We start from the raw sequence: 20398 nt of genomic DNA, 5'->3' as shown, positions 1-20398 counted from the left end.
ACCTTTGTGCTTATTGAGACGATGTATTAAAGCCTGAAACCACAATGTATCTTAAAAGACTTATAGGCCTCCTGTTTTTAATCAGTGGCTGCCAAACTGGTAATCTAAACGTTATTGCCGATTTACCCGTGACGCTTAATGAAGTTTCTGGCATTGCCATTGATCAATCCAACCGCGTCATCTGGATGGTAAACGATAGTGGCAACAAACCACTACTTTATGGTATTGATGGTTCTGGCAATATCTCTAAAACCATAAAAATAAAAGCTAAGAATAGGGACTGGGAAGATCTAACCATGGACCCAAGTGGCAATCTTTATATCGGTAATTTCGGCAATAATGACAATGACAGTAAAAGACTTTCCATTTTAAAGATTTCCGCAGATTCTATTGCCTCAAGTAAAACATCCCTAAAACCTGAAGTTATAAAGTTTAAATACCCAGAACAGAAAAAGTTTCCTCCAAAGAAACACAAACGCCATTTTGATTGTGAAGCTTTTTTCTTTTATAAGGACAGTTTATACTTGTTTACTAAAAGTCGCTCACCAAAAGATTATGGGAGGACCAATCTATATTCCTTACCAGCAAAAAAAGGTAATTACGAGGCCAAATATATAGCTACATTTAACACCTGTGAGGCCTCTGATTGTTGGGTCACTTCAGCAGATATAAACGCCAAAGGGAATAAAATGGCCATTCTCACGGATAATGCAGTTTTTGTGTTTTCTGAGCTCAATACGAATAACTTCTTTGAATCGAAAATGAAGCGTTATTCATTCTCTTATGATTCGCAAAAAGAAAGTGTTGCCTTTAAAAATGACAGCACCTTATACATCGCTGATGAATATCAGGGTATTGATGGCGGCAACCTCTATAGTTTTAAGATCGATTAAGCACTTTTAAGACCGAAACTAATAACCTTAAAATAGAGGATTGACACCCAATAGCGCTGAAAAAATTATTGAATCGTATAGGTTGTCCTTACCACTTCACCCAATCTGAAATAACCCAAAACTTCTTCATCTGGATTATTTTGATTGAAGCAATTACCTCTTAATTGCACTGGTGTGGTTTGAAATGGCCCATCATTTTCGCCTGATTGTTCAATAAGAATATCGATATAATTATAGTATGCTTCGGAAATACCGTAAATATTTATATCTACCGTTGCTTCAGGAGTCAATTCCTCATTGTCAAATTCAATAAAATTTTCGTTGCCATCTGTAAACTGGTCACTTAAAGCTGTTAAAGTGAGTAGCGGGTTTACAGACGAATTAAATTCACCTAAATAATAGTTTTCAATACCCGCTGGATCGTCAAAAAATACTTTAATTTGAATCTCTTCCTCATCGCCACCTCCTTCAATAGTTTGTTCTATATCATTAATATCCGTAACCGACATTAAGGTTTCGGTTGCCGTGTAGATTTGTCCATTATAAAGGATTTCTAGGGTATAGGATTGATCAACTTCGGGTTCAAAGCTATTGGTAATGTAATCCCCGTTGCTCTGATCTTCGAATATAAATTGCATGCCGTCGTCATTTTTTGTCACAGTAACCAAAGCGCCTAATACTGGTACATCTGGATTATTATCAAAGAAAGCGGTAGACGCACTTAGCTTAATGGTCTGTTTTTGTCCCGAAGTGCCTTTTTCCCAATTAATGGAAGCCTCTACCACCAATCTGGCACCACCATTCGGGACATCCACATCCACCGTGTCTGTACACGAGTTCAAAAAACCAATTAATATAAAAACTAAGGCTATATGTTTGTATGTTCTGTTCATTGTTCTAAAATTTAAAGTTGTAAGAAATAGATGGGATTATGCCGAAAATAGCGGTACGTGTTGCTTCGTTTACACCGGTATCCACATTTTGTCCAAATGTTATTGAAGCCGCATTTCTGCGATTGTAGATATTATAAATGCCAAATACCCATTCGCCTTGCCACTTTCGATCTTTATTTTTCCAAGGTGTGAGCGTCGCCGAAATATCCAATCTGTGATACGTCGGCAATCGGTCTGCATTGCGCTCAGAAAAGGTTGGAATAGACAATCCGTTGTACTGAAACTGTCCATTGGGATAGGTCACTGGTCGTCCTGTTTGAAAAACGAAATTGCTCCCAAAGCGCCATTTATCATTGAGTTTGTAGGTTCCTGTAAAGGATATATCATGGGTTCTATCCCAAGGTGTACTATACCAGTTACCATTATTAATACCCAAACCTCCTGCTGCGCCACCGGGCGTTCGTTGCTCGGATTTTGAGAGTGTATAGGCCAACCATCCTGTAAAACTACCCTTATTTTTGCGTAGTAACAATTCCAATCCATAAGCTCTGGACTCGCCTATGAGGATTTCAGTTTCTATGGTATTTTGGGCAATAAGATCCGCCCCATCAATATAATCTACACGGTTGTCAATGGTTTTATAATACGCTTCTGCTTCTATAGAAAACATATTGTCCCTAAAATTCCTGAAATAACCCAGGGCAAATTGATCGGCAATCTGCGGCTTTAAAAACTTACCACTTGGAGCCCAAACATCTAGTGGTGTTGCAGAAGTGGTATTAGAAATGAGGTGCAGGTATTGCGCCATACGATTGTAACTTACCTTAACAGAAGATTTCTCATTGAGTTGATAGGACAATGCAAAACGAGGTTCAAAGTTTCCGAAGTCAGCAATGCTCTTTCCACTACCGAATTGGGTCTCGCTTATGGGATCAGCACGTTCGTAAATATCCAATTGTTGATTATAGACAACTGGCAACCCATTCTCATAGTTGTTAAGGGTTTGTTTTCCAATGCGGTTGAAATAGCTGTAGCGCAATCCATATTGTGCTGTAAGTTTATCTGAAATCTTGTGCTCCAAACCAGCATAGATACCAGTTTCGAAAGCAAATTTATCGTCTAATTTTAGAGGGTTAATACCAGAAGTTTCGTCTAATGGATTTAACTCACCTGGGTTGAAATTGTAGTAAATACCACTGGCCCCAAAATCTAATTTAAACTTATCATTGATGTAATAACCAAGGTCGTATTTAAGATTGTAATTGTCGATGTCTGATTTCCAATCAATACCTTCGGAATTAATCTCAAGCGCATAGTTATAACGGCTATAAATCAAGGATAAGTTTGAAAACAACTTGTCATTGAAAATATGGTTCCACCGTAAATTTCCTGATAGATTCCCATAAGAGTTGGTAAAGAAATTGGATAATTCAAAATTATCATTTCCAAAATAACCAGAAAGGTAGAGTTTGTTTTTCCCGTTCAACTCATAATTGGTCTTTAAATTAAGGTCATAAAACCCAGCGCGGTTTTCGTTACCCGCCAATGCCAAAAAAATGTTGGCGTAAGACGCACGTCCTGCCAACAAAAACGACCCTTTACCCTTAAACGTCGGACCCTCGGCAGCCAATCTGCTAGATATAGCACCAATACCTCCAGAGAGTTTAAAATCTTTGCTATTACCATCTTTCTGACGAATATCAAGAACTGAAGAGGCTCGTCCACCAAAACGCGCCGGGATGCCTCCTTTGTATAATTTAATGTCCTTAATAGCGTCTGTATTAAATACTGAAAAGAAACCAAACAAATGTGAGGCATTGTAAATAATGGCTTCGTCGAGCAATACCAAATTCTGGTCTTCGGCACCACCACGAACATTGAACCCTGAAGCACCTTCACCCGCATTGGAAACACCCGGTAGCAATTGAAGCGATTTAATCACATCTACTTCACCCATTACGGCTGGTATTTGCTTAATGGTTTGACTCGATAGTTTCGCCACACTCATTTGCGGTGTACGCAGATTTACTTTTTTGGATTCCTCGGCAGTAATGACAACTTCGTCCAATTGCCCCGCGTCCTCTTCCAACTCGGAATTGAACTTTAGGTTTTTGTCTAATACAATTTGCTCCTCAATGGTTTTATAACCTAAATACGAAATGACTAAGGTATAGTTACCTTGGGGCGCCGTTAGCGAATAAAAACCATATTCGTTAGTAGTGGTTCCTATGGTTGTGCCTTTCAGCAAAATAGTTGCACCTAATAGGGTCTCGCCATTGGCTTGGTCCTTCAATGTTCCGCTAATCGTAAATTTATCTTGTGCAAAGCCTGACCAAGTTGTACATAAGACAATAAAAATCAATATTTTTTTCATATAAAATCTATTAGTTAAGTGTATAAGAGAATGGTGTTTTTAATAATAAGTAGAATCATCGATGTGGTTCATTCAGCATATTCCGCTTTTTCATTATTTTTAAAATGAAATATATAATTGTTGCAGTGATGGCACTATAGAACCAAAATTTCATTTCGGATTCAAAAGGTTCTTTTTGGCAAAGTCTGCCAACTGCATCAAATACCCAAAAGAGCAAAAAGACAGCACAAAACCCATTTTTTTCTTTTTTTAATACTTTTTTGATGCTAAATGGATATTTAGGTGCCTTGTAGTTTTTTAATGTTGGAATAAATGCTGGTACTGTTTCTGCCCATTCCATGTAAATTGACCCAAATCTTGTGCGAAGAAAACTCTCTTCAGCGTACATAATTCGCATATAGTAAGAGACATAAAACAACACAAAAGCGATAATAAACCAAAAGTTTTCTGTAAGCATTGCTACCCCAAACCACATAAAAAAGTTCCCTAGATATAAGGGATGACGAACCATTGAATACATTCCTGTTGTATTGAGCTCATCCGCTATTTGCCCGTCTTTTGTATTTCTTCCAGATGTGTTTTTGGGTGTGTGACCGACTGTAAAAATTCGAATTGTCAACCCCACTAAGCTGATACAAAGGGATAGAAATTCGAAACCTTCGGAAAGCCAAGTATTGGGTGTTTCAATTTCATTATACTCCTTGTGTATAAAAACCAAGAGTCCTATCCCTAAAACTATTAATGGTAGATAGCTTCTATTTTTAAATAAAAAATTGCCTTGCGCTTTTAATTCTTCTTGTAGTGCCATAATTTTAAAATTTATATGTAAATCCAAGTGTCGGTGTATTATTTATAAAACCAGAAACCACTTGAAATTTCTTGTCTTTGTTATAGGGTTTTGTAAATAAATAACTCATACCAGTCCCAATAACCGCTCCTGCAAGCACATCCCAACCATCGTGTTTATTAGCTTTTATTCTTGTATAGCCGACATAGCCCGCTATCGCATAAGCTGGAATTCCGTACTCCCATCCATAGCGTTTTTGCACAAAGGCTGCACTAGCAAATGCCACTGAGGTATGTGCTGATGGAAAACTGTAATTATTTTCACCGTTTGGGCGTTCTTTATTTGTGGCGAATTTTAGTGCATAAGAAAAGGCAACTGTGCTAGCCAAAGCCTTTGTAAATTGATAAGTGCCTTTTTGTCCATCTTTCCAAATAAACGTAGAACTTAGCGCTAATGCTGGCAGTGCTACAACGAAAACATCGCCAGTGTTTTTATGGCGTTGTTCATTCGCTGTTAAAGGCTGCTGTGCCTCTGCCAGAAAATTGCACAAGACAATTACAGCAATACTAAATCTTCTCATATCATTTTAATCATTTATGTTTCCACCAACGGGTAAACCGCTCGGTACAGTTTTGGGAATTGTTTTATCAAAATTGGGGTCATTAAGCGCTTCCATAAAAGCTATAATTGCATCGGCAACACGATCGTCCATATCTAAAGCCTTCGCTAGCGGATCAATAGTATTTATGTTTAGGTTAGTATTGATAATATCATCGTCGCCTTCTGAAATCTCATCGTAAAAATCCATGACTTCTTTAAGTGAAGTGAGCATGCCATTATGCATGTAAGGAGCAGTTAATGATAGATTTCTTAACGTGGGAGTTCTAAAGGCATATGTTCCCGTACCTTCATCTGTTTCTAACAATTTGGGATTGTCTGGTATACCCAATGTATGTAACTGAAAATCTGAGAACATTGGTCCACTATGACATTCTGCACAACCAATATTTACAAAAGCGTTCATCCCCTTAACTTGTTGGTCCGTCATTGCTGATGTATCGCCTCTCATATATCTATCAAAAGGACTATTTGTGGCTATTAGTGTTCTTTCAAAGGATGCTATGGCTTTGGCAATTCTATCTGTTGTTATTACATCTGTACGAAAAGCATCTTGAAATGCCATTTTATATCGGGGAATTGCGTCCAATCGACCTATAATGGTATCGTAAAGTTCGTCTTCTGGCATGCATCCACCTCGCATTTCTTCCTTTGAAAGTAATGGAAGTAGTGCTTGTTCTTCTAAGCTCTTTGCTCTATTATCCCAAAACATAGGAGAATCTAAGGGGTCTACTTCGCCGTTCGTCGTAATACCATTAAACGCAGTATTGACTATTGTATGTGCATTTCTACCTGCAATAACATTACCAATGCGTTGTTCTGAAAGTCCTATACCACTGACACCTATTGATAAATCAAGAGCATCTGCATAACCTTTATTCGGGTGATGGCATGTTGCACAAGCCACATCTTTACTACCGGATAGAATTGGATCCCAAAACAACTGCTTGCCCAACGCTATCTTTTCAGGCGTCATGTCATTATTATCTGGCACTGGCGCATATTTTGGTAGAGGTGAGATGATATTTTCTATTGCAGTTATAGCATCGAAAAAATCTTCCTCTTCATCAATTACACAGCCAAAAAGAAAAAAGAGAATAATTAAAATCAGGTTGAAAATCAATAGATTTCTCGGTGTAATATATGACTTGAATTTCTCCATTTTTAAAGGATTGAACTTTAACATCAAGTCAAAAGTAAGTGGGCTTTGCACAGGTCAAAAATGAAGTTGGTTCAGAATACGTATTTCGTACGATTTTATCGAAATATATATTTTAACCATTGATAATCAGTGATTTAAATTAAATCAAAGATTACAGCCCATAAGGTTCAGAATACGTATTTTACACGTTTTATAGTGGTTTTATGACCTGAAAAGAAAATTGAAACTGGAACGAAATTATCAGACCAACTGTTTTTTATACTGACTTGGTGTGACGCCTTTTAACTTTTTAAAGGTGGTATTAAAGGATGATTTTGAACTAAACCCCACCTCATTAGCAATACCTAAAAGTGTGTAGTTTTTATAGGCCTCGTTTTGCAAACATGCTATAAATTCTTCGACGCGGTATTTATTTAACAAATCTTGGAACGAGATTTCCATGTGGACATTCAGGATTTCAGACAAATGTTGTCTAGGGATATTCATTTGACTAGCCACATCGTTAACCGTTATTTTATTGTTTTTGAACACCATTTCCTCAGTCATTAAATGTAGTAAATGCGATTTGTAGCTCTCAATGTTTTTAGCATTTAAACTAGAGGTCTTATACTTAGCATCATTAGATTTTGGGAGTACGTCCTGAGGTGCAATAATAAGCTTATACAGTACATAATAAAACAAGAAAACAGCGGCAAGAATAATACCATAGCTATCTAAAAAGAAAGGTGAATCATAGGACTTTGTTATAAAAAACATCAATTCATCTATGGTAAAAATAATGGTCAGTGGAATAATAAAGGCCAGTAGCCATTTTTCTTTTTTCTTTTTTATAATATCATAGATCGTATATACTAACATCCCTAAAAATAGCAACTCAACAATACCATGCATTATTCCTAGGACTAAGCCTTCTTCTATCGGGATATAAGTATTTAAAGTTTTAAATCCGACGGTTAGTAAATACGGTGTAAAAAACCAGATATCCTTTTTATAAAATGCCTCTTTTCCAGATTTATAATAGCGAACGAATAAAAAGAAAAACGTAATAATTAATGTATCATGAAACAGAAACCAATCAACATCATTTACAAATAAGTTATAGTCGTCATCGCCAATGGCATATAATATAACAGAGACTATACACCCAAGTAAAAGCCAAAAATCTATTTTTTTATAGTCTTGCCTCCGTTGAAAGAGAATAAATAATAAAAAGAGGCCTTGCAATAAAGCAATAATCTGAATGGTTTTTAGCATGATAACAAAACTAGGAAAAGGATATTAACGCAAAAAAATTAGTCAATATTGCAAGATATACTTGTATTGGTTATCAAAGATAGGACGTATATTAAAAACCAAATCCCAATTGGAAGGCCAAACGTAGGCCATCACTACTATTAAAGGCCGACAAGTTGGCCGTTAACATCTTGGCCATATTAACAAAGAAACCACCACCAACAGAGTTGTTCCATTTATCGGAGTCATCATTTTCTAGCCAAACACGTCCATAATCTACACCGCCATAAACCCCTATATATATTGGCAATAATCCTGTTTTTAAGCTACCAAAGTTCCAGCGTACATCGGTAGACTGTGAGAAAGCTGTTTTTCCTGTAAAGCGTTGAAATCTGTAACCTCTAAGCCCCGTCCTAGCTCCCAAAGTAGCTCCTTGATAAAACTCAAAATCGTCACCTAAATTGATATGGCCTCGAAAGTTAGTTGCTAAGACTAATTGGCCACTAGGAACTAGCTTATAATCAAAGCCCAGCTCTGGAATGAAATAACCAAACCCTTTTTCTGTATCCACATTGTTCCTATAGCCAGCCTGCAATGCTATTTGGAAGCCTAAAGTTGGAAAGGCGTCGTCATCTTTATTAACATATTGATACTTGGCGTCTACACCATAAAAATCTTGCATATCGAAAACAGCATCGTCTGCTGGTAATTGTTCTATGAATCGACCTTCTGTTCGTTCTACCTCATTACTTTCGTAAGTAAGTCCGAATTTCAAAACTCCACCTGTTTTCCCACGCCAAACTAAAGACGGGGTAAATCTTAAGGTTCTTATTTTAACCCTATTAAAGTCTCTATCTACATCTAGACCATCGTTTTCATCGGCTTCTGGGTTTGGTGTTTCATTTCCAAAACCAAAAAAGTTAACCGCAAAGTTAGGGCTATTGAAATGGGCTTCCATCCCAAAATTGACCTTGGGAAATATATTCGCAAATTCCCCAGTATAGTTAAAATCAAAACCACTAGTTGCAAAGTAGTAAGCTGCAGATAATGTATGTTGTGAGGTAAACGGGTTTCTTTCAAATCCATAATTGGTCCAAACAGTATTAGCCCCTATTCTTAATCCATCATCAGGATTGGCTCCAAAACTTGGTAATATCTGGACGGTATTATTCTTTAATTTTTTGTAGTCATAAACATTCGTATCATAAGTATCGGAGAATTTTTTCTTGCCTTTATTCGTTACAACAGTATTCTTTTTTGATTTATAGTCATAATAGGCAACACGCTTTCCGTTTTTAATGTTGTAGGTGTCGTTGTTTTGACCACCTACTAGCCGTACTTTTATCAATTGCTTACCATCTCCAAACACCTCTAAAACATCATCGTCATCTAAGGCATAAATCCAGATTTCTTTGGTATCATCGTGGTTGTATGTGCGTTGGTGGAAAATGTCTTTTTTCTCACCATCCTTTATTCTATAGGCCGTGACTTTGGTCTTACCATCGGGCAAGCGCTCTACATCAAACCAATCGTCTTTATTTGTACCCTTTATCACTGCAAATCTATTAATGAGGGCAAAGTAGCGATCAGAAATTTTCTGTAGATTGGCCCGTCTCGCCTTCAATGTTCTTTTGATCTCCTCAATGGTTTCATCCCTAATCTCTTCAGGTATATTTAAAAATGCCTTTTCAATACTCTCGTCAGTGATATTGTCTTGTATATGCTTTACCTCTGCATCCCAAACAGCCTTTTCAGATTGGGCAATAATTTCCATATCCAATGGATAAGGCTCAAGATTGACGCCCTTTACATCTTCAAGGTCATCAGAATAATTTCGTAACAAACGTGCTGTTGGTATTAATTTTACCGCTGCACCCAATAAAAAACCGTCCGACATTCTTGAAAACGCCTGATCGCGATCCCTAGGCATAGGGCGGTACACTTTTTTACCGTTTTCCTTAAACTCTATCCATCGCCATTGATCTTGGTGCCTATCCCAATCTCCAATCAACATATCGAATAATCTGGCTTTTATGTAAGCAGCTTCATCAACGACAATATCTTCATCCTTATGAATTTTCTCCATCATGTCATTGGTGCTTAGCAATTTATCCTGATATCCAAAACTCGCCTGATCACTATGACCTTCAGACGTATGTTCTTCGATCATATAAAGCTCGTCACCAAAGTCCTCATTGTACTTACCCAAGGTTTTTTGTTTAGGTACGTAATACAGCACCGGATTTGTATGATATACTCCAATAGCATCTGCCAAGTCACCAACCACAAAAGGCGCGTAAGGATGTGCACCCGTAAAAACATCTAAAATGAGTGCTTCGGTCTCAGTATCATCGAACTGGCCCTCGATATATTGGTCTTTAAAAACTACGGCCTGTAAATATTGTAAGGCCTGTTTTCTTAGTGCGCGCATCACATATTGTGCACCGTTCTTATCTTCGAGACGTAACGATTTTGACTGATTGCCACCGCCTTTTCGAACTGGTTTTAAACCTCCAAACAACGTATCTAACATAACGTTAGGTGCTTTAACCTTGGTGCTATAGTATTGTCTGTAACGCTTCCCCCATAAAAACGCTCCAAAACCACTAATCTCGGTTTCTTCTTCGCTGTATATAGAAGCTGAAGAATGCGTCGGTAAATTGGTTTTAAAATCCCCATTGGTATGGTCAATGTACTCTGAAAATACCTCAGATTGAAATACTTCTTTTTCATCCTCAGCCGAGTAAAACGACACATGGGATGAGCCGTCTTCATATACAATCAACTTCGCATACCCTTGAGTGCCATATCCAAACTTACCGTTTCCTACATTTCTTACTCCAGAGGTTTTAGAGCCAGAACCAGATACAATTTGATGTAAATTATCTTCTATTATGTATTGTAAATTATGGTCGTGCCCTGAAACAAAAATTACTTTTTCGTTGACTTGAGCCAAAGTCACAAGATGTTTCTTGAGCTCATTATATCTTGGATGTTGAAGATCAACATTGGCAACACCACTTGTTTTTCTAATCACATTCTTAAGTGTTCCCAGTATTGGTGCAGGTGACATATGACTCCCAAATGTAAATTGACCGCCATGAGAGCCATTGGTATACATGGGATGGTGCAGTGCAACTATAGTTGTCTTACCTCTAGCCTTTTTGATAAGGCTATCAAATTCATCCAAAAAATCGCTCCTCGTCTTGATATCACAATCGTCATTTATTGTTGGATGTTTGTCCCAATTGGTAACATACCAATGGGTATCCACAAGGATTAATTCTATGTCTTCTGCAATATGAATTTTATCGATAGAACAACCATTTTCTGGTAAAAAGGTATCCTTCCCCAAAGCATCTTCAACAAATTTTTCTTGTCGTTTTAAGCCTTTTACCCCAGCATACCAATCATGATTACCTGCTATAAAAATCGTTTCACCTTTAAAGTTTTTAACAGCATCTATTTGTACTTGTAGCCTATGCTTTGCCAATTCATACTCACTTGAAGATGCTTTTGGCAGGCCTTTTTCGTAAATATTATCACCTAAAAAAATTGCTGTACTATTTTTTGAAGCTTTTTCAAGCTCCTTACCAAATGCCAGTATGGCTTTATCTGTTTGACCAAGCTTAGAGTTTCCTGCATCTCCAATTAAATAGAAGGTATGCTTAACGTCTTTATCGGGTGGCGCTTGTTGTTGATGTTCGTCATTATACTGTGCCTTGTAAGTCGCACAAGAATTTATTATAAATAGAAATATAATTAGAGGGAGACTATTCCTGAACTTCATTTATTGAGATTAGTTATGTAGCTAATAAAGTTACTGTTTTTTTCTAACACAAAAAATGTTCTACCACCAAATGGTATTATTCGTATTCGGACTACCCACATCAATGGACTCACCTATCATTGGGGCTGTTACAGGCAATCGCAACTCTTCTGCTTTCTTCCTCACGCGTTCTATGGGGTCAGTCCATGAATGCAATGCCAACTTAAATGCCCCCCAATGTATGGGCATCATAGCTTTTGCTTGCACGTCAACTCCTGCTTGTGCCGTCTCCTCTGGGAACATATGTATATCTGGCCACATCTTATTATATTGACCACATTCCATCATGGCAAAATCAAAAGGTCCGTAGGTTTCCCCGATTTGTTTAAAATGCGGCCCATAGCCACTATCCCCACTAAAAAATAAACTTTTGCTATCTGACTTGATGACCCAAGAACTCCACAAAGTGTTCTGACCATTACTAAACTTTCTTCCTGAAAAATGCTGTGCTGGTGTGCATACCAATTGGATATCTTTATATTCGGTTTCTTGCCACCAATCCAATTCATCTATTTTGTCGGTATCTATGTCCCAGGCTTCTAGGTGCACCCCAACTCCAAGAGGCACAAAATAATGCTCCACTTTGGACTTTAGCCGTTTTATAGACTCGTAATCTAAGTGGTCATAGTGGTCATGTGAGATAATTACAGCATCTATCTTTGGTAATTGTTCGATTTCAATAGGTAATGTTTTATTAAAACGCTTAGCACCAAGCCAAGGATGTGGTGCGGGCACCTCGCCAAGCATGGGGTCTATGAGGATGTTTTTACCATCCATTTGCAAGAGAAATGCCGAGTGTCCAAACCAAATCAGTCGTGTTCCATTATCGTAATTTGCTACTGAAATAGAATCTATATTTTGGATGGCTAATGCTTTATTTGGCCTTCCGTTTTCCACTTTTTCGAAGAAAAACTTTCTTGCGATCTTCAACATTTCAGCAAAGCTCGGGTCTTTGGGCACATCCTTTTTATTGACAAATTTTCCGTTCTCAAATTGCTCTGACGATTGATAGTTTGCTTGTCTTTCTTTGGAAACGTCACCTCCAAAACTTGGATAAAAATTAACGAATAGTACATAAGCGATAACAAGCATTCCTACTAATCCTAAAATTGATAATAACATACCCTTTAATATTTTCTTTATTTTTTTCATTGAAGTACCTTCAAAATGGCTGCATTCTCTAAAAATGATTTCTCAGCGCCAACCAGTCCTACCTTAAACATGGCCGCCCCTAATTCTGTAGATTTAATGGATGCATTTGTTCCAAAAAGTTTAATCATAGGATATAAGCTACGACTTATGGTGTACATGAGATTGGGCTCTTTTCTTTTTTTAACTGGATAAATATAGGCTGGACGAAAACTATAAAACTCTAAACCTGAATTGGCCATAAAATTTTCGGCCATCCCTTTATAACGTGCAAAAGAAGTGCGACTTTTTTCTGTTCGATCAGCTCCAGCACCACTTAAAAAACAAAACCTCGCTTGTGGACTTTCGCTTTTGAGTGCATTGACAAAAGCCTTTGTATAATCAACCGTAATCTCCTTAAACTTAGCATCTGGAACAGCGCCGGTATAAGCCCCAATACAGAAGTAAGCAATGTCTATTCCTTTAAAGACATTTTTAATCACTTCATAATTTAAGAAGTCGTTATGCTCGATCTCCCTTAGTTTCCTATGCTTGATGTGAGATGCTCGACGAACAACTGAAACCACGGTCTCGATTTCATCACTTTGTAAACAATGCTGAAGTACAATACTTCCGACCATTCCTGTAGCACCAGTTATAATCACCTTTTTCATGGTATCAATTTTGAATGCGATATTTCGCCGGGCTCATCCCAGTTTGTTTTTTAAAGAGTTTACTGAAATGCTGTGGATACTCAAAACCTAAATCGTAAGCAATCTCACTAATCGATGCTGTACTGCCCAACAACCTATTCTTAGCTCTATTTATTACAAAGGCATAAATATGATCCTTAGCACTTTTACCTGTTTCTTTCTTTAGTAAATCGCTTAAATAATTGGAGGACATATGAAGTTGCTCACCACAATACTTTACCGAAGGCAATCCTAATTCCATAGGCTTTTCCGAGTTGAAATAGCCTTTTAAAAAACTCTCAAACTCTGTGACATGATCCTGGTGCAAATTAGTTCGCACATAAAACTGTCGATCATAAAAACGATTGCAATAATCTAGAATTAACTCAATGGTCGAGATAATGAGTTTCTGGCTGTGTTTATCGATATTCTGATTGATCTCGGTTTCTATCTTTTTTACCAAATCCGTAAGCGTTGCTTTTTCATCATCGGATAGGTGCAAAGCTTCATGCACTTCATAATCAAAGAAGTTATATTGGCTTATGGTTTTACCCAATACCGATTTACGAATTAAATCTGGATGAAAGGCCAACATCCAGCCTTTGGCATCACTAGAAATCGTTTTTTCCTCTACGGACAATACTTGATTGGGTTTAGAAAACACCATAGTCCCATCCGTAAAGTCGTAACTGTTGCGCCCATATCCCAATGAGCCTTCTACGCCATCCTTTAATGAAATCGCAAACAGATCCATGTTGTATTTAATTCCAAAATACGGACTAAAATCAGGCATGTCCTTAGCCCAAACTAGGTTTACTAGAGGGTGTTTAGGTGATGGTAAACCAAATAATTTACTGGCTTCAGTAATTGATTTTACTTGTATAATTTCATTCATCAGATGTATACTTAATACCACGAAACAGGCAAAAGACAATCTTTTACCTGCTTCAGTAATTTATAATCTTAGTTTAAACCAAATCGCTCCTTGTTCATCTGCAAATATTCTCCATCAGACATGGTGTTTCTGGCTTGCATCATTTGCTCTGCATCTTCACCTACAAGATATCGCAATTGATCCCCATGAATGGCTTCGTCAATAACTTGTGCTACTTTGCTTGCAGGGCTTGCATTTCCAACCATTTCGGGCATAGCACTCATTAAGGCATTGACAACACCTTGATATTCTGTAAGACTTTCATCATTATTAAAATCTAGCGAACGCCCAGCAAAATCCGTTGCGATAGCTCCTGGCTCGACGATTCTTAGTTTAATCCCTACTGGTTCTAATTCATATTGTAAACTCTCTGTAATCCCTTCTACAGCCCACTTTGTGCCATGGTACATGCTAAACATGGGTAATGTTACCCTTCCTCCAATCGAAGAAATATTGACGATTGTACCAGATTTTTGCTGACGCATGGTTGGTAAAACTGCCTGAGTGGTTGCTAAAAGTCCAAAGACATTGACATCGAACTGGCGTCTTATTTTTTCCATCGATATCGCCTCAAAAGGTCCACCCGCGCCATAACCTGCATTATTAACTAATACATCTATAGTTCCAAAATTCTCAATAGAGGCGTTTATGGCACTTTTAATAGAGGCGTCATCTGTAACATCTAAACGTGTTACTAGAACATTGTCCAACTGTGCTAAATCTGATCCATCATTGATATTTCTCATAGTGGCTACTACATTCCATCCTTTTTGCTGAAAATGCTCAGCCGTTGCTTTCCCTATACCAGAGCTTGCTCCCGTAACTAAAATTGTTTTGCCCATTTTTTTATGTTTTTTAGTGATTATTAATATAATTAATTTACTTCTTGCATTTGTCTTATTTGTCTGAGTAAGACCTTTTTTGGTGTAAAAGGAATGGCCTTCATCATAAGATTTTGACCAAATGTTAATCCTGAAACCACGTCTAACTTACCTTTCAACATGGCGTTATAGCCATCCTCAGCCACAGAACGCGCAGTGACTGTTTTTTCAAATAAGCCTGTCTCATCCATTCCGGAAGTTTTGCCAAATTCTGTTTCTGTTGCTCCAGGCATTAAATTAGTGACCGTTACATTGGTATCACTTAATTCTTCCGCAACGGCATTACTTAAAAATGTAACATACGACTTGGTAGCAAAATATATAGCTTGTAATGGCCCCGGCATAAAGCTCGCTGTTGATGATGTATTTAATATTTTGCCATTATTACGTTTTATCATTTCAGGCAAAAACAAATACATTAATTCTGTTAATGCGACCATATTAAGATTAATCATCTGTTGTTGGCGTTCCCAAGACAATTCATGAAACTTGCCTCTTAGACCAAACCCTGCATTGTTGATGAGATAGTCGACGTTACTATTTAATTTGCTGACTTCGTTATATAATTCCTTAGCTGCATTTGGTTTGCTCAAGTCCTTGACTATTGTTGTTACTTTAGCATTGAATTTCTCCTCTAATTCAGTTTTAAGCTCATCTAACTTCTCTTGCCGTCTTGCCGCAATAATGAGGTTTCCTCCTTTTTCAGCATGAATTCTTGCTAGTTCTTTACCTATACCACTCGAAGCTCCTGTTATTAATGCTGTAGTTTTCATTTTCTATTTTATTAATTTTACGGTACAAAATTACCTAGGGCACTGCTTTTTAACGTATACATTTTACAGAAGCTCTTATATATTTTACAGTGTCCAAAAAAAGTAAGTATACAAGGTCTTTAGTTTATAGCGCGGGATAACATCTCAAACAATTTAACCTGTAGATAATATACATCATAACCAAAGCACTTAAATTTAGATACTTTTTATTTGCGTATACCAATGACAAAAACCAATATTAAAAAAATCGATTCTATCATTGATCAGCTGAACGCTATCTTAGAAGCCATGGAGGTTGAGGAAGTAAATTTTGAACCTACTTTAGATGCGGCGCATCCCGATTATCGAAAAAGCTCGAGGAACTTAATACACTATCAGACCTTTAGAAAGTACGATTTGCGAGCTACACAAAAGAAGTTACGCAACCTTGGCATCACGCGTTTTGGAAATGCCGAAGCACATATTAGAGCCAGTCTGTTAAAAGCATTAAAACTACTTTACAGTTTAAAACAAGAAGATCCTAAGGCCTTAGGAAAAGCAGGACTTTCGTTAAAAAACGGAAAGCGTTTACTCAATAAACACACTAAAGAACTTCTTGGGTTTCGGTCAAAAGGTCGCCGCGTGCGTATTATGGTCACTTTGCCTACACAAGCTGCTTTTGATTATGACTTGGTATATCAGATGGTTAAAGAAGGTATGAATTGTGCACGCATTAACTGTGCCCATGATGACATTGCCATTTGGGAGCGCATTATCCAAAATGTAAAGAAAGCTTCTAAGCAGCAATCTAAAAAAGTGAAAATTGCTATGGATCTCGCTGGACCTAAAATTAGAACTGGGGCCATTGTTCCTGGACCGCAAGTCCGCAAATTCAGTCCAGAGCGCGATGATATTGGTCAAATTATACAACCCGCCAAAATTGTTTTGGTCGACGTTTTAAAAGTGGATTCTGAAAATAACTGTTTACCCGTATCAAAGTCAGGACTCGCAAGTTTAAAGCTAGGCGAGCACTACGCCTTTATTGACACACGGCATAAATCGCGAAGCGTAAAGATTGTTGAGCTATTAGACGATTATGCCGTCGCGCATTGTTATGAAACCTCTTATTTGTCCACAGGTATGGTCTTGACCGCTTCGAACGATGAAACAAAACTATTAACTGTTGGGGAATTACCGGCTGTAGAACAAGCTCTAATTTTAAAAGAAGGGGATACGCTCATCATCACTAAGGAGCCCCATTTAGGAGTCCCTGCCAGTTATGACGATGATGGAAATACTTTAAAAGCAGCACGTATTTCCTGTCAACTCCCTAAGGTTTTTGACTTCATAAAACATGGAGATCGCATTTTGTTTGATGATGGGAAAATAGAAGGAAAAATTATTGCGCTTAATACCGATTCATTCGATGTGCTTATTACACGAGCTAAACTTCAAGGTTCTAAGCTCAAGGCCGAAAAGGGAATGAATTTCCCCGATACGCAATTGGGCATACACGGCTTAACCCCTAAAGATAAAATCGACCTTGAATTTGTAGCTCAGCATGCGGATATCGTCAACTTTTCCTTTGTCAATTCTTCTGAGGATGTCGATGAGTTACTCACTGAATTGAAACGTCTTAATGTTATCAATACTTTAAGCATTATTCTAAAAATCGAGACACGAGCGGCATTCCATAATTTACCCAATATTCTATTGACCGCTATGAAAGTTAAACATATCGGAGTCATGATTGCACGCGGTGATTTGGCCGTGGAAACGGGCTGGAATAACATCGGAAAAATCCAAGAGGAAATCTTATCCATTTGCGCTGCAGCTCATATTCCAGTAGTCTGGGCGACCCAAGTACTTGAAAATTTTGCTAAAAAAGGGCTTCCTTCGCGTTCTGAAATTACGGACGCTGCCAACTCAATTAAGGCCGAATGTGTAATGCTAAATAAAGGGCCTTATATCTTGGAAGTTCTAAAATTACTCAACGTCATTCTCAGTGATATGGAATCACTCCATGAGAAAAATGAAACCATGTTGCCAAAGCTTCAGACCTCATAAAAATCATCTGGACTCGTAAAATAATGGACGCTCTTACTTTAAGTTTAGACCTTTTCCCAAAGACTATCGGTAAAATAATGTTTACAGTCCAAAAAATTGTTTACCGTTTTGTAGTTTGATGCTAAGGCCAATTCACCGATTTCCTCTAAATTGTATTTTTTAGAAAGTTCGGTCCAAATCAGTTCATTATAGTCAAAACTGATGGTTGTATTTAATGTCTTCAACACAACGTCTTGTTGCCTTAAACTGACTATATAACTCCTTACTTCGCCAGATAATGGGTTGTAGTGGCAATAAAAATCGAAATCATCAATCTTAAAATCGGCATCCAATTCTCGGTTGATTCTTAGGAGCAAGTTTAAATTAAAGCGCTTTGTAATGCCGTGTTTATCATAATACGCATTATGAATCGTAATGGGGTTCTTTTTTAAGTCGAAACCAACAAGCAGCTTATCGTTGACTTTCATATTCTCATTGAAAAGCCTTAATAGTTCAATGGCTTTATCTTCTTGGTAGTTGCCTATATTACTTCCCAGGAATAATAGCAAGCTAGGAAAATCACTTTTCTTATTTTGCTTTAAAATTTCAAAATAGTCGCCGACTTGTGGTTTTACACTCATGTTTGGCAAACGCGCTTTGAGCCTTTGAGTTAAAGCATCGATAGCTTCTCTTGAGATATCTATTGGCACATAATTGAAATCAATTTTGTTATTGCTTAAGTACTCCAACAACTTAAAGGTCTTAAACCCATCCCCCGCACCAAGTTCTACAATATTGAACGGCTGGGAAAACTGTAAGGCCTCTACAATTTGCTTGGATTGCATTGATAAGATTTCGAACTCGGCATCTGTGAGATAGTATTCAGGCATATTCATAATTTCCTGAAAGATGCGACTGCCATTATCATCGTAAAAATATTTTGAGGACAAGTATTTGTTCTTGGCCGATAAGCCTTTAAGCACATCTTGTGCAAATATATCTATCATACTATTTTGCGAGTCTTATTCCTGAAAATTGCCATCTGTTGTCTGGCGCAAAAAAGTTTCTATAGGTCGGTCTACAATGTCCTTTGGGAGAGGCTATAGAGGCTCCACGCATCACCATAGTGTTGACCATAAATTTGCCATTATACTCGCCGATAGCACCTTCGGCTTTCTTATAATTAGGGTAAGGTAAATAGGCACTATTGGTCCATTCCCAAAGTTGGCCATAGTCCAAATATTGAGAGGCTATTTCCCACTCAAACTCTGTAGGTAAACGCATGCCTTTCCATTGTGCATAGGCAAAGGCCTCATAAAATGAGACATGACTCACCGGAAGATGGGCTTCGACTTCCTTAAAACCGTTAAGGCTATAACACATCCATTTGTCATTTACTTTATGCCAATACATTGGCGCACTTACACCGTTGTTTTTAATCCAGTCCCATCCATCGGCATGCCATAAATTAAAGTCCTCATAACCCCCAGAATCAATAAATTCAATAAACTCCAAATTGGTGACCAATCGGTCTGAGATTTCGAAATCATGAAGATATACTTTATGGTTTCCCAATTCATTATCCCAACAAAAACAATCTTCCTTATGACCTATTTCATAGACACCTTCATTTATTTTAACGAAGCCTTGGTTTTGATGTTCTGGCCTTAGTTGTATTTCAAAGTCTAAGGTCGGAAATGAAAGCTGATGCCCAAGTATGTATTTAATATCGTAAATCAAGAGCTCCTGATGCTGTTGCTCGTGCTGTAAACCTATTTCAATAACGTTACAAACCTCTTTATCAACTTCACTTTCCAGATATTGAGCCATATTTTGGTTGACGTGAGTTCTGTAATTCAAAATATCTTCAAGCGTTGGCCTAGTCATTAAACCGCGGTTGGCTCTTATAACACGTTCTCCTACATTGTTGTAGTAACTATTAAAGTAAAAGGCATAGTCTTCATTAAAACGCTTGTAATCAGATTTGTTTCGAGCTAAGACAAATTCTTCAAAAAACCAAGTCGTATGCGCCAAATGCCACTTTGGAGGGGATACAAAGTCTACAGGTTGTACGGATACGTCCTCTGGCTGTAAAGATTGACAAATTAGTTCGGTTCGATTTCTAATATTTAGAAACCGTTTTGTTGTGATTGGGTTAGATAAAGCAATTTGCACT

16 protein-coding genes are annotated in these 20398 nt (G+C 37.6%); 2 read left to right on the top strand and 14 right to left on the bottom strand.

From position 1 onward, the window contains the following. The first annotated feature begins 44 nt into the window (after positions 1-44). Positions 45-893, top strand: a complete 849-nt coding sequence (locus ACO052_RS06560) for a hypothetical protein (protein ID WP_422107207.1) — start codon at positions 45-47, stop codon at positions 891-893. Between the two features lie 65 nt (positions 894-958). Here ACO052_RS06560 and ACO052_RS06555 read toward each other — a convergent pair whose 3' ends face one another. The 12 genes from ACO052_RS06555 to ACO052_RS06500 form a co-directional block, all read right to left on the bottom strand. Continuing rightward, on the bottom strand, positions 959-1786 hold the full coding sequence (locus ACO052_RS06555; RefSeq protein ID WP_422107206.1) for a DUF4249 domain-containing protein: 828 nt from the start codon (positions 1784-1786) through the stop codon (positions 959-961). 4 nt (positions 1787-1790) lie between these two features. After that, complete coding sequence (locus tag ACO052_RS06550; protein WP_422107205.1) at positions 1791-4160, bottom strand: TonB-dependent receptor; 2370 nt, start codon at positions 4158-4160, stop codon at positions 1791-1793. Between the two features lie 55 nt (positions 4161-4215). Beyond that, the gene (locus ACO052_RS06545; RefSeq protein WP_422107204.1) at positions 4216-4968 is read right to left on the bottom strand and encodes a methyltransferase family protein; all 753 of its coding nucleotides are present in this window, start codon (positions 4966-4968) and stop codon (positions 4216-4218) included. 4 nt (positions 4969-4972) lie between these two features. Next, complete coding sequence (locus ACO052_RS06540; RefSeq protein WP_422107203.1) at positions 4973-5527, bottom strand: phosphatase PAP2 family protein; 555 nt, start codon at positions 5525-5527, stop codon at positions 4973-4975. 6 nt (positions 5528-5533) lie between these two features. Beyond that, positions 5534-6727: a cytochrome-c peroxidase gene (locus ACO052_RS06535; protein WP_422107202.1), complete on the bottom strand. Its 1194-nt coding sequence runs from the start codon at positions 6725-6727 to the stop codon at positions 5534-5536. Positions 6728-6967: 240 nt separating this feature from the next. Beyond that, positions 6968-7981, bottom strand: coding sequence for a helix-turn-helix domain-containing protein (locus ACO052_RS06530; RefSeq protein WP_422107201.1), 1014 nt, complete (start codon positions 7979-7981; stop codon positions 6968-6970). 91 nt (positions 7982-8072) lie between these two features. Further along, complete coding sequence (locus tag ACO052_RS06525) at positions 8073-11750, bottom strand: metallophosphoesterase (RefSeq protein ID WP_422107200.1); 3678 nt, start codon at positions 11748-11750, stop codon at positions 8073-8075. Between the two features lie 60 nt (positions 11751-11810). Further along, entirely contained in the window at positions 11811-12911 is a 1101-nt protein-coding gene (locus ACO052_RS06520; protein WP_422107199.1) for an MBL fold metallo-hydrolase, read from the bottom strand. A 26-nt stretch (positions 12912-12937) separates the two neighbouring features. Further along, positions 12938-13591: an SDR family oxidoreductase gene (locus ACO052_RS06515; RefSeq protein ID WP_422107198.1), complete on the bottom strand. Its 654-nt coding sequence runs from the start codon at positions 13589-13591 to the stop codon at positions 12938-12940. 4 nt (positions 13592-13595) lie between these two features. Further along, complete coding sequence (locus tag ACO052_RS06510) at positions 13596-14504, bottom strand: helix-turn-helix domain-containing protein (protein WP_422107197.1); 909 nt, start codon at positions 14502-14504, stop codon at positions 13596-13598. A 68-nt stretch (positions 14505-14572) separates the two neighbouring features. Further along, positions 14573-15385 carry an SDR family oxidoreductase gene (locus tag ACO052_RS06505; RefSeq protein ID WP_422107196.1) on the bottom strand — a complete coding sequence of 271 codons (813 nt, stop codon included), beginning with the start codon at positions 15383-15385 and terminating at the stop codon, positions 14573-14575. Between the two features lie 32 nt (positions 15386-15417). After that, positions 15418-16197, bottom strand: a complete 780-nt coding sequence (locus tag ACO052_RS06500; protein ID WP_422107195.1) for an SDR family NAD(P)-dependent oxidoreductase — start codon at positions 16195-16197, stop codon at positions 15418-15420. 222 nt (positions 16198-16419) lie between these two features. Between ACO052_RS06500 and ACO052_RS06495 the strand changes: the two genes are divergently transcribed. Beyond that, complete coding sequence (locus ACO052_RS06495) at positions 16420-18243, top strand: pyruvate kinase (protein WP_422107194.1); 1824 nt, start codon at positions 16420-16422, stop codon at positions 18241-18243. Positions 18244-18287: 44 nt separating this feature from the next. Here ACO052_RS06495 and ACO052_RS06490 read toward each other — a convergent pair whose 3' ends face one another. Beyond that, positions 18288-19229, bottom strand: coding sequence for an L-histidine N(alpha)-methyltransferase (locus ACO052_RS06490; RefSeq protein WP_422107193.1), 942 nt, complete (start codon positions 19227-19229; stop codon positions 18288-18290). Position 19230: 1 nt separating this feature from the next. Continuing rightward, positions 19231-20397: an ergothioneine biosynthesis protein EgtB gene (egtB, locus tag ACO052_RS06485; protein WP_422107192.1), complete on the bottom strand. Its 1167-nt coding sequence runs from the start codon at positions 20395-20397 to the stop codon at positions 19231-19233. Between the last annotated feature and the right edge of the window lies 1 nt (position 20398).

This window comes from Winogradskyella sp. (assembly GCF_965228925.1).
GTDB lineage: Bacteria > Bacteroidota > Bacteroidia > Flavobacteriales > Flavobacteriaceae > Winogradskyella.
Note: the sequence above shows the minus strand (reverse complement) of the source record. Positions and strands in the feature narration are given on the sequence as shown.

What these genes read in the sequence shown, in the direction of transcription:
- ACO052_RS06560 (WP_422107207.1), top strand. Translation starts at nt 45, where the DNA reads ATGTATCTTAAAAGACTTATAGGCCTCCTGTTTTTAATCAGTGGCTGC.
- ACO052_RS06555 (WP_422107206.1), bottom strand. Translation starts at nt 1,786, where the DNA reads ATGAACAGAACATACAAACATATAGCCTTAGTTTTTATATTAATTGGT.
- ACO052_RS06550 (WP_422107205.1), bottom strand. Translation starts at nt 4,160, where the DNA reads ATGAAAAAAATATTGATTTTTATTGTCTTATGTACAACTTGGTCAGGC.
- ACO052_RS06545 (WP_422107204.1), bottom strand. Translation starts at nt 4,968, where the DNA reads ATGGCACTACAAGAAGAATTAAAAGCGCAAGGCAATTTTTTATTTAAA.
- ACO052_RS06540 (WP_422107203.1), bottom strand. Translation starts at nt 5,527, where the DNA reads ATGAGAAGATTTAGTATTGCTGTAATTGTCTTGTGCAATTTTCTGGCA.
- ACO052_RS06535 (WP_422107202.1), bottom strand. Translation starts at nt 6,727, where the DNA reads ATGGAGAAATTCAAGTCATATATTACACCGAGAAATCTATTGATTTTC.
- ACO052_RS06530 (WP_422107201.1), bottom strand. Translation starts at nt 7,981, where the DNA reads ATGCTAAAAACCATTCAGATTATTGCTTTATTGCAAGGCCTCTTTTTA.
- ACO052_RS06525 (WP_422107200.1), bottom strand. Translation starts at nt 11,750, where the DNA reads ATGAAGTTCAGGAATAGTCTCCCTCTAATTATATTTCTATTTATAATA.
- ACO052_RS06520 (WP_422107199.1), bottom strand. Translation starts at nt 12,911, where the DNA reads ATGTTATTATCAATTTTAGGATTAGTAGGAATGCTTGTTATCGCTTAT.
- ACO052_RS06515 (WP_422107198.1), bottom strand. Translation starts at nt 13,591, where the DNA reads ATGAAAAAGGTGATTATAACTGGTGCTACAGGAATGGTCGGAAGTATT.
- ACO052_RS06510 (WP_422107197.1), bottom strand. Translation starts at nt 14,504, where the DNA reads ATGAATGAAATTATACAAGTAAAATCAATTACTGAAGCCAGTAAATTA.
- ACO052_RS06505 (WP_422107196.1), bottom strand. Translation starts at nt 15,385, where the DNA reads ATGGGCAAAACAATTTTAGTTACGGGAGCAAGCTCTGGTATAGGGAAA.
- ACO052_RS06500 (WP_422107195.1), bottom strand. Translation starts at nt 16,197, where the DNA reads ATGAAAACTACAGCATTAATAACAGGAGCTTCGAGTGGTATAGGTAAA.
- ACO052_RS06495 (WP_422107194.1), top strand. Translation starts at nt 16,420, where the DNA reads ATGACAAAAACCAATATTAAAAAAATCGATTCTATCATTGATCAGCTG.
- ACO052_RS06490 (WP_422107193.1), bottom strand. Translation starts at nt 19,229, where the DNA reads ATGATAGATATATTTGCACAAGATGTGCTTAAAGGCTTATCGGCCAAG.